Source organism: Vibrio sp. 99-70-13A1, from assembly GCF_013114625.1.
Classification (GTDB): Bacteria; Pseudomonadota; Gammaproteobacteria; order Enterobacterales; family Vibrionaceae; genus Vibrio.
Genome location: NZ_VTXD01000043.1, coordinates 25,608 through 35,111, shown reverse-complemented (window position 1 = coordinate 35,111; position 9,504 = coordinate 25,608). Strand labels below are relative to the sequence as shown.

Below are 9,504 nucleotides of genomic sequence, written 5' to 3'. Positions count from 1 at the left end.
ACTTAGTGAGTTGACCACTGCGGAGTGGTAGTTCAGTTGGTTAGAATACCGGCCTGTCACGCCGGGGGTCGCGGGTTCGAGTCCCGTCCACTCCGCCACTATTTCGAAAGCCTTGCTACATGCAAGGCTTTTTCGAATCTAACTTATGTTAGAAAAATTTTAGGGGTGTAGCTCCAATTGGCAGAGCAGCGGATTCCAAATCCGCGTGTTGGGAGTTCGAATCTCTCCACCCCTGCCATATTAGAAAGCTCATACTGAAAAGTATGAGCTTTTTTGCTATATGGAGATAAATTATTTGAGTCCTACCTCCTCATCAATTCCCATCTAATTTCTTCCATTACTCCTCTCGGTTCAACTCCTATGATCAACAACTGCCTATAATTCATAAATAATAGTGAACGTGACAGCTGTAACTTTTAAAATTATCTGAATAATCTTATGTTGTTTACTCGATTTTATTTAGCTAAAAGCTAGAATGTAGCAAGTAATTTATTGGGGGAGCTATGGGACAATTATCAATTTTAGGCTTTATCGCTGTGGGTGGTGCATTTGGTGCATGCTCACGTTATCTAATATCAGAACTTTGCGTTGCATTATTTGGGCGAGGTTTTCCATATGGAACCCTGACGGTTAATGTTATTGGTTCGTTTATCATGGGTTTATTAATCGCTGCATTTGAAAACGAGATGCTTGCAACAGAGCCATGGCGGCAGATTATAGGTTTAGGTTTCCTTGGTGCATTAACCACTTTTTCAACATTCTCTATGGATAATGTATTACTGATGCAGCAGGGCGCTTTTTTTAAAATGGGTCTAAACGTTTTGCTCAATGTTGTATTAAGTATTTCTGCAGCATGGATTGGCTTCCAGCTTTTAATTAAATCTTAACTTTAGTTACAACAAATGTAACAGGTCAGCTTGGTTTATCTTAGTTGATTTTATATACTCGATATCACTTGTCGGAGTGCCATATGGCTGAGACCGTTAATACGGGATCCGTTGAACCTGATCAGGCTAATACCTGCGAAGGGAACAAGAGTAGATATCTAACTAGTTTCTAGTCAATCTATCCTCAGATCACAGCTGAATTATAGGCGAGTGATCCCTCTTGTAGCATCTAATCCGCCAAGCATTTTTATCCAAAATAATTATTTGTTTTAAAGAACAAACAAGGAAGAATGCTATGTCGAGTCGTAAACAATCAAGATTGGAAGCGAAACAATTTATTGATTCACTTTCAGTACAACCCTACCCAAACTCTAAGAAAACTTATATTGAAGGTTCTCGCCCTGATATCCAAGTACCTGTTCGTGAAATCTCTTTGGCTGATAGCTTAGTCGGTGGTACTAAAGATGCTCCTATACTTGAGCCTAATGAGCCTATTCAAGTTTATGACACATCAGGGTTTTACACCGATCCAACTCACGATATTGACCTGTATAGCGGTCTTCCTAAGCTTAGAGAAAAGTGGATAGAGGAAAGAAGTGATACTGAATTACTTGATGACGTAAGCTCTGTGTATACGAAAGAGAGGTTAGAGGATGAGACTCTCGATGACCTGCGTTATGGAAATCTACCACGTATTAGATGTGCCACTAAAGGTAATTGCGTCACGCAGTTGCACTATGCTCGACAAGGCATCATTACCCCTGAGATGGAGTACATTGCCATTCGTGAAAATATGGGGCGTCAGAAGTTTGCAGATGAGCAGCTAAACCATCAACATCCTGGGCACAGTTTTGGTGCTAACCTGCCTAAAGAAATTACCCCTGAGTTTGTCCGAAAAGAAGTAGCTGAAGGACGAGCTATTATCCCATCTAATATTAACCACCCTGAATCAGAGCCGATGATAATTGGTCGAAACTTCCTAGTGAAAGTGAATGCTAATATTGGTAATTCTTCGGTGAGTTCTTCTATTGAAGAGGAAGTTGAGAAGCTAGTATGGTCAACACGTTGGGGTGGCGATACAGTGATGGATCTGTCTACTGGTCGTAATATTCACGAAACTCGCGAGTGGATTCTACGTAACAGCCCTGTACCAATTGGTACCGTTCCAATGTACCAAGCTCTTGAAAAAGTAAATGGCGTTGCTGAAGACCTTAATTGGGAAGTCATGCGTGATACGCTGATTGAACAAGCAGAGCAAGGTGTTGACTACTTTACTATTCACGCTGGTTTACTACTGCGTTATGTTCCAATGACAGCTAAGCGCGTGACTGGCATTGTCTCTCGTGGCGGTTCTATTATTGCGAAATGGTGTCTTGCTCACCACCAAGAAAGCTTCCTATATACCCACTTCCGTGAAATTTGTGAGATCTGTGCTAAGTATGACGTAGCACTTTCACTAGGTGACGGTTTACGTCCGGGCTCTATTGCAGATGCCAATGATGAAGCTCAATTCTCTGAGCTAAGAACATTAGGTGAGCTTACTAAGGTAGCTTGGGAATATGATGTTCAGGTGATCATTGAAGGTCCTGGTCATGTTCCAATGCACCTTATTAAAGAGAATATGGATGAGCAGCTTGAGCATTGTCATGAAGCTCCATTCTATACGCTAGGTCCACTTACTACTGATATTGCCCCTGGCTACGACCATATTACTTCTGGTATCGGTGCTGCGATGATTGGTTGGTATGGCTGTGCCATGCTTTGCTATGTGACACCGAAAGAGCATTTAGGGCTACCAAATAAAGAAGATGTGAAGACAGGTTTGATTACCTATAAGCTTGCTGCACATGCTGCCGATTTAGCAAAAGGTCACCCAGGTGCGCAGATTCGTGATAATGCATTATCAAAAGCTCGCTTTGAATTCCGCTGGGAAGACCAATTTAACTTAGGTTTAGATCCAGATACAGCGAGAGCGTTTCATGATGAAACCTTACCTCAAGAGTCTGGCAAAGTTGCACACTTTTGTTCAATGTGTGGTCCTAAATTCTGCTCAATGAAGATATCTCAAGAAGTTCGTGAGTATGCGAAAGATTCCAAGCAGGTTGCAGCAGACCAAGCGATTGAAATCAAAATGCTGGATAATCCATTAGAAGGTATGCGTAAGAAATCTCAAGAGTTTAGAGATACAGGATCTGAGTTATATCATCTCGCAGGTTCAGATAAAGAGGCTCAGCTAGAGGAGTAATCACAGTGAAAATATTAATCCCCACTCAAATTGTTGAGCTAACGGGAGAAATACAACACTGTTTATTAATTGCGAAGCAACAAGGCTTTGCAATTAATCATGTTGAGTTGGGCGTAAGTCCAACTCCGTATTTCTCTTTAGTTGCAGAAGATAGCACCACTAACATTGGATTCAATGGCGGTGGGTTTGAGCTTAATCACTCAGTAGAAGATTTCTTCCTCGAGTACAATCAAACAATACCCTTTGATGTGTTGTTAGCTCGTCTAAGTTCAAGCAAACAGAATATCTTTGTTGGCTTGAAAGATGCGAATAGGAAGCTAGATATATGGTCGACTCTTGACGGTAATCGAGCTATTCAAACATCTAGTAAACCGGATGACGTAGATACCTATAGACACATATCTTGGTTTGTTACTTTACTCGCTTTAGATTTCCCCATCGAAGATGCTTTGGTCATTGCTAACGCTGCTGTTAATGTTCCACGTGAAACATGGCCAAATAGTTTCGACGTATTCCCAATTCCTGTTCTTGAAGATAGGAGGCTTGGAATACATGTTGGTTGGGCGCACTCGAACAATCCACTGACTTTTCCAAGCCTGATTAAATCCAGTTTAGGGCTTTACCCTGTAGTAGACGACGTAAGTTGGATTGAAAAGCTGTTGAAGTTGGGTGTTAAAACTATTCAGCTCAGAATAAAAAATCCTACTCAGACCGATCTTGAAGAGCAAGTTAAAGAGTCGATTCGCCTTGGCAGGCTTTATCAAGCTCAAGTCTTTATTAATGACTATTGGGAATTAGCACTTAAACACCAAGCATTTGGAGTGCATCTTGGTCAGGAAGATATTGAAGAGTCAAACTTATTACAGTTGAGTGAGGCTGGAATTAGGTTAGGGCTTTCTACACATGGCTATTATGAGCTACTTCGGATCATACAAATTAACCCAAGCTATATTGCCCTTGGTCATATCTTCCCTACAACAACAAAACAGATGCCCTCGAAGCCACAAGGTCTCGTTCGTTTAAGTTTATATCAACAGTTGATTGATACGATTCCTTATTCACAAACCACATTAGGTTATCCGACAGTCGCCATTGGTGGAATAGATCAAAATACTGCACCTGAAGTTTGGGATTGTGGTGTATCTAGTTTAGCTGTGGTTCGAGCTATTACTTTGGCTGACTCGCCAAAAGACGTCGTCAATTTTTTTGATGGTTTGATTAATACAAACCCTCGCCAAGAAATTCAGAAACCAACGTTTGTTCGACAATCTTTGGAGAGTAGTCATGCTGAGTGATGAGCAATTCACTCGCTATCAAAGGCAAATTTCCTTAGTTGAATTTGGTGAGAGTGGGCAAGCAAAACTACTAGAGAGCCATGTCCTTGTGATTGGATGTGGTGGGTTAGGTAACGCTGCAGCACTTTATCTTGCGGCTTCAGGTGTTGGTAAATTGGTTTTGATTGATGACGACGTAATTGAGTCATCTAACTTGCAGCGACAAGTTGCTTTTCAAGATAACGATATTGGTCAAACGAAAACACAGGCGTTGGCTAATCGCATCCAAAAGCTTAACTCTGACTCCAAAGTTCGAGTATTGACTAAGAAAGCTGATTATCAGCAATTATCCTTAGAAGTCATGCTTGCCGATGCCGTTCTTGATTGCACTGATAATTTCCCTTCAAGGCAGCAAATCAATCGCGCTTGCTTTCGGAATCAAACACCACTGATTTCTGCCTCTGCAATAGGTTGGAATGGGCAGTTTGTTGTTTTCGATTTTGAGCATTCAAGAGTCTCAGGTTGCTATCGGTGCTTATTTCCATTTGATGAAAATGTGGAAGGGCAGCGCTGTTCAGATTCTGGAATTGTAGGACCCGTTGTAGGAACTATGGGTAACCTTCAAGCACTTGCCGCGATACAGAAATTAGCAACGGGTGATTTTATTGTACCTAGCCATGAGCTTAAGTTGTTTGATGGCAAAACGATGAATTGGCAGAACCTGTCAATGCAGAAAGATAAAAGTTGCCCAGTATGCAACGAACAAAAAAGCTTATCTGAGAAAGAAAGTGAGGTTATTGAGTGAACCAAATAACAATTAAAATAAACGAGAAATTCGAAACGGTAGAAAGCCATTCGTCACTTGCTGACATTATTAAAGCTTTATCTCTTCCTGATTTTGGCTGTGTTTTTGCAATAAATAATACGGTTATTCCTCGTAATCAATGGCAACAAACGGTCATGAATGACGGTGATTCAATTTCTCTTTTTCAAGCGATTGCAGGCGGATAAACATGTTAACTATAGCGGATAAAGTTTTTGAATCACGCCTGTTTACAGGTACGGGAAAGTTTTCAAATAACCAAGTAATGGCTGAAGCGATAAAAGCATCGGGGTCTCAGTTAGCAACAATGGCATTAAAGAGAGTCGATATACACTCCCAAGATGATGACATATTGCGCCCGATCCTGGATGCCGGTGTGAATCTTCTTCCCAACACATCTGGCGCTAAAAATGCAAAAGACGCAATTTTTGCTGCTCATTTAGCTCGTGAAGCTTTAGGTACGAATTGGTTAAAACTGGAGATTCACCCAGACCCTAAGTATTTACTTCCAGATCCTATTGAAACATTAGCTGCCGCTGAACAGTTGGTTAAAGATGGTTTTGTCGTTTTACCATATTGCCATGCAGACCCTGTTCTATGTAAACGCTTAGAGGAAGTAGGCTGCGCAGCAGTCATGCCTCTTGGCGCACCTATTGGTTCGAACAAAGGCGTTGTGTCTTCAGATTTCATCGAAATTATTATTGATCAAGCAAATGTACCAGTCATTGTTGATGCTGGCATTGGTGCACCTTCACATGCTGCAAAAGCAATGGAAATGGGTGCGGATGCTGTTTTGGTTAACACTGCTATTGCTTCTTCGAATCACCCCGTGGAAATGGCCATTGCTTTTAAGTTAGCAGTGGAAGCTGGACGAATGGCATATCAATCTGGCTTAGCGGGTCAAGTTTCCCATGCTGTTGCATCAAGCCCATTGACCTCATTTTTGAATGAGTAAGGACCAGCATGAGTTTTGTTGAACAGTTTAAAAAGCTGAATTGGGATGATATTGGACTTTCAATTTATAGCAAAACAGCAAAGGATGTAGAACGCGCGCTCGCTTCTCCAAAGCGAAGTCTTGAAGACTTTAAAGCATTGATTTCACCAGCAGCGGAACCTTACTTAGAGCAGATGGCACAACAGTCTTTGGCACTTACGCGTCAACGATTTGGAAATACGATGTCTCTGTATATTCCGTTATACCTATCGAATCTATGTGCGAATGCTTGTACCTATTGTGGTTTTTCAATGGAGAACCGAATTAAACGTCGCACGCTTAATCTTGATGAGATCAATGCGGAAATTACTGCGATTAAAGGGATGAAGTTTGACAGTGTTCTGCTCGTCACGGGTGAGCATGAAACAAAAGTAGGGATGAAGTATTTCAGAGAAGTCCTACCCACGATTAAAAAACAGTTTAACTACTTAGCGATGGAAGTTCAGCCGCTTAAGCAAGATGAATACGCAGAGCTCAAAACGTTAGGCTTGGATGCAGTGATGGTATATCAGGAAACTTATCACCCTAGTACTTATGCTGAGCATCATCTTCGCGGTAATAAGACTGACTTTGACTTCCGTCTTGATACTCCTGATAGGCTTGCCAAAGCTGGCATAGATAAAATTGGTATCGGTGCTCTTATTGGTTTGGAAGAATGGCGAACAGACTGCTTTTATGTCGCTGCGCATTTAGACTATTTAGAACGCACTTATTGGCAAACCCGATATTCAATCTCGTTCCCTCGACTTAGGCCTTGTGAGGGTGGACTACAGCCTAAATCTGTTATGTCAGATAAGCAGTTAGTTCAGCTGATTTGTGCTTATCGCTTGCTGAACCCAGAGGTAGAGCTATCTCTTTCAACACGAGAATCCGCTCACTTCAGAGATAACGTATTACCATTAGGCATCACTAGCATGTCTGCTGCTTCTAAAACTCAACCTGGAGGTTATGCTTTAGAAGATACTGAGCTTGAGCAGTTTGAGATAAGCGATGAACGTAGTGCCGCTTCAGTAGAATCAATGATTAGGCAGAAAGGCTTTGATCCTGTGTGGAAAGATTGGCATAGCGGTTACTCAGGCTAACGACTTTAATTATTGATTAGCCCACTTAATCTAGAACGGTATTGTGTGCTTGGTATTGCAGGTAATAGATTTCGAGCTTTAAGTTATCTGTTATTAGCAAGAATAGGTTACCTGCAATGTTTCACGTGGAACATTGTTACCCAAATAAAAACGGCTACCAATTGGTAGCCGTTTTTGTATCTGTTTTAATATAGAACCTTATCCACTCATGAAATGTAAGAGCATTAAGTAAAGTATTTCTATATCAAGTGGTGCTGCTTGCTATATTAAATAGGTATTCACTAGATTATGAATGTTCAACGGGTGATGTCGATTTGCGTAGCCACTCTAAAGTATCACTTTCAACAAGCGGGCTTACGTCATTCCAAACTTTCTGATGGTATTCATTTAACCATGCAAGTTCAGGGCGAGTTAGCATATCGACATTGATGTTACGCTTGTCGATAGGGCAACGAGTCAAAGATTCAAAAGCAAGTACAGAGAAGTCACCGTTAGTCGGTAGTTCTACAACTAGCTCTAAGTTTTCAATTCGAATACCAAACTCTTCTGCTCGGTAGTAACCTGGTTCATTTGAAAGAACCATTCCTTTCACAAGAGGGACATCGATAAGCTTCTTCGAGATGCTTTGAGGACCTTCATGCACACTTAAGAAGTGACCAACACCGTGACCAGTTCCATGGTCATAATCAAAACCTTCTGCCCATAAATGCTGACGAGCAAGAATATCAATTTGGTAGCCACGAGTACCTTGCGGGAAGCGAGCTCGAGTTATGCCAATATGACCTTTCAAAGCTAGAGTGAACTGCTTGATCATTTCTTTCGTCGGTTGACCAATTGCGATAGTACGAGTGATGTCTGTTGTACCATCTAAATACTGACCGCCTGAATCAACAAGGTAAAGCGTATTCAATTCAAGTTTACCTGGTTCAGGTTGGTTCTCATGGTTGTAGTGACACATTGCAGCGTTACCGCCAGCAGCAGAGATAGTGTCGAAGCTTAAATCTTTTATGGTTGGGTCTTGGAAACGGATTGCTTCTAGTTTGTCTGACAGTATTGCTTCATCATGAAGATTACCTGCAGCTACTTCTTCATCTAACCAAGATAAGAATTTAACCATAGCGGCACCATCACGAACGTGACACGCTTTCATTCCCGCAATTTCCACATCGTTTTTAGCGGCTTTTGGCATCAAGCAAGGGTCAGCTGCTTCAATAATTTCAGCACCTGCATTCTGAAGCACTAGCGTATACCAAGCGTTACTTGTACCTGCATCTACAGATACCCGTTTACCTGCTAGTTTTTCTAAGCAGCTTTGAAGTTCGGCTGGATGAGAAACTCGAATGCCTTGTCCAACGTGCTCTTCGAATCCTGCTGGAATACGAGCAGGATCTAGGAAGAAGTCCACGCTTTGATCGGCATGGATAATTGCATTAGAAAGAACAACAGGAAGACGTGATACATCTAAGCCACGAATATTCAATAACCAACAAATAGAATCAAGTTCCGTTAGCACTGCAGCATCTGCTTCTTTGGTTGCTAGTAGTTCTGCTACTTCTGTACGCTTACTTGTACTTGATTGTCCAACCGATTCTGTCACCATTAAGCGAACGTCAGAAACAACAGGAGCAGGGCGATCAGCCCAAAGCTCATCAATGGGATTTGAAGCTAATGTTGCGAGTTCAAGTTTATCCGCAAGTTTTGCTTGAGCGCCTTTTAGCCAAGCTGCAGTGTGCATTCTTGGGTCGAAGGCAATTTTGCTATTTGCTGGAAGAGTTTGGATAGCCCAATCTAGAGCGGGTTCTTCGATAAGGTGGCGATACTCAAATACTTCTGCTGGGACTTGTTTACGAACTTGAACGGTATAGCGACCATCAACAAAAATAGCAGCAGTATCACGAGTGATGATTGCTGCACCGGCTGAGCCAGTGAACCCTGTTAACCAGTGAAGACGCTCGTTATGAGCAGGAACGTATTCGCCTAAATATTCATCTTCATGAGGAATAATTAAAGCATCGTATTGATTGGTCTCAAGCCAAACTCGAACCGCGTTAACGCGTTCAGCAGTGATAGTGTGCATCGGTATCTTATCCTTGTTGTTGAGGTCCTTGTTAGCACCTTCGATGTACAGCGCATTGTGACTCGCTATACAGCGTAATATGAATCGGTGGAATGGGCATTAAGCTATCTTTTTTGTTCCAA

The 9,504-nt window shown here is 41.8% G+C and carries 8 protein-coding genes, 2 tRNA genes and 1 riboswitch; of the genes, 9 read left to right on the top strand and 1 reads right to left on the bottom strand.

Annotated elements, in window-relative coordinates:
- Positions 1 to 21 precede the first annotated feature (21 nt).
- The 9 genes from F0226_RS19960 (at position 22) to thiH (ending at position 7,305) form a co-directional block, all read left to right on the top strand.
- A tRNA-Asp gene (locus tag F0226_RS19960) sits at positions 22 to 98 on the top strand.
- A 63-nt stretch (positions 99 to 161) separates the two neighbouring features.
- Positions 162 to 238: transfer RNA gene (locus F0226_RS19955), tRNA-Trp, on the top strand.
- A gap of 265 nt (positions 239 to 503) precedes the next feature.
- Positions 504 to 887: a fluoride efflux transporter CrcB gene (crcB, locus tag F0226_RS19950; RefSeq protein ID WP_171737285.1), complete on the top strand. Its 384-nt coding sequence runs from the start codon at positions 504 to 506 to the stop codon at positions 885 to 887.
- A gap of 62 nt (positions 888 to 949) precedes the next feature.
- Positions 950 to 1,048: riboswitch (TPP riboswitch) on the top strand.
- A gap of 134 nt (positions 1,049 to 1,182) precedes the next feature.
- Entirely contained in the window at positions 1,183 to 3,132 is a 1,950-nt protein-coding gene (thiC, locus tag F0226_RS19945; RefSeq protein ID WP_171737284.1) for a phosphomethylpyrimidine synthase ThiC, read from the top strand.
- Positions 3,132 to 4,427, top strand: a complete 1,296-nt coding sequence (locus F0226_RS19940; protein WP_171737287.1) for a thiamine phosphate synthase — start codon at positions 3,132 to 3,134, stop codon at positions 4,425 to 4,427. Before thiC ends, F0226_RS19940 begins: the two co-directional genes overlap by 1 nt.
- Positions 4,417 to 5,211, top strand: a complete 795-nt coding sequence (locus F0226_RS19935; protein ID WP_171737283.1) for a HesA/MoeB/ThiF family protein — start codon at positions 4,417 to 4,419, stop codon at positions 5,209 to 5,211. Before F0226_RS19940 ends, F0226_RS19935 begins: the two co-directional genes overlap by 11 nt.
- Positions 5,208 to 5,417, top strand: a complete 210-nt coding sequence (gene thiS, locus F0226_RS19930) for a sulfur carrier protein ThiS (protein ID WP_137375536.1) — start codon at positions 5,208 to 5,210, stop codon at positions 5,415 to 5,417. Before F0226_RS19935 ends, thiS begins: the two co-directional genes overlap by 4 nt.
- Positions 5,418 to 5,419: 2 nt before the next feature.
- Positions 5,420 to 6,184, top strand: coding sequence for a thiazole synthase (locus tag F0226_RS19925; RefSeq protein WP_137375535.1), 765 nt, complete (start codon positions 5,420 to 5,422; stop codon positions 6,182 to 6,184).
- Positions 6,185 to 6,192: 8 nt separating this feature from the next.
- Positions 6,193 to 7,305, top strand: coding sequence for a 2-iminoacetate synthase ThiH (thiH, locus tag F0226_RS19920; protein WP_171737282.1), 1,113 nt, complete (start codon positions 6,193 to 6,195; stop codon positions 7,303 to 7,305).
- 286 nt (positions 7,306 to 7,591) lie between these two features.
- Here the strand turns inward: thiH and F0226_RS19915 are convergent, their stop codons facing one another.
- Positions 7,592 to 9,382: an aminopeptidase P family protein gene (locus tag F0226_RS19915; RefSeq protein WP_171737281.1), complete on the bottom strand. Its 1,791-nt coding sequence runs from the start codon at positions 9,380 to 9,382 to the stop codon at positions 7,592 to 7,594.
- Positions 9,383 to 9,504 lie beyond the last annotated feature (122 nt).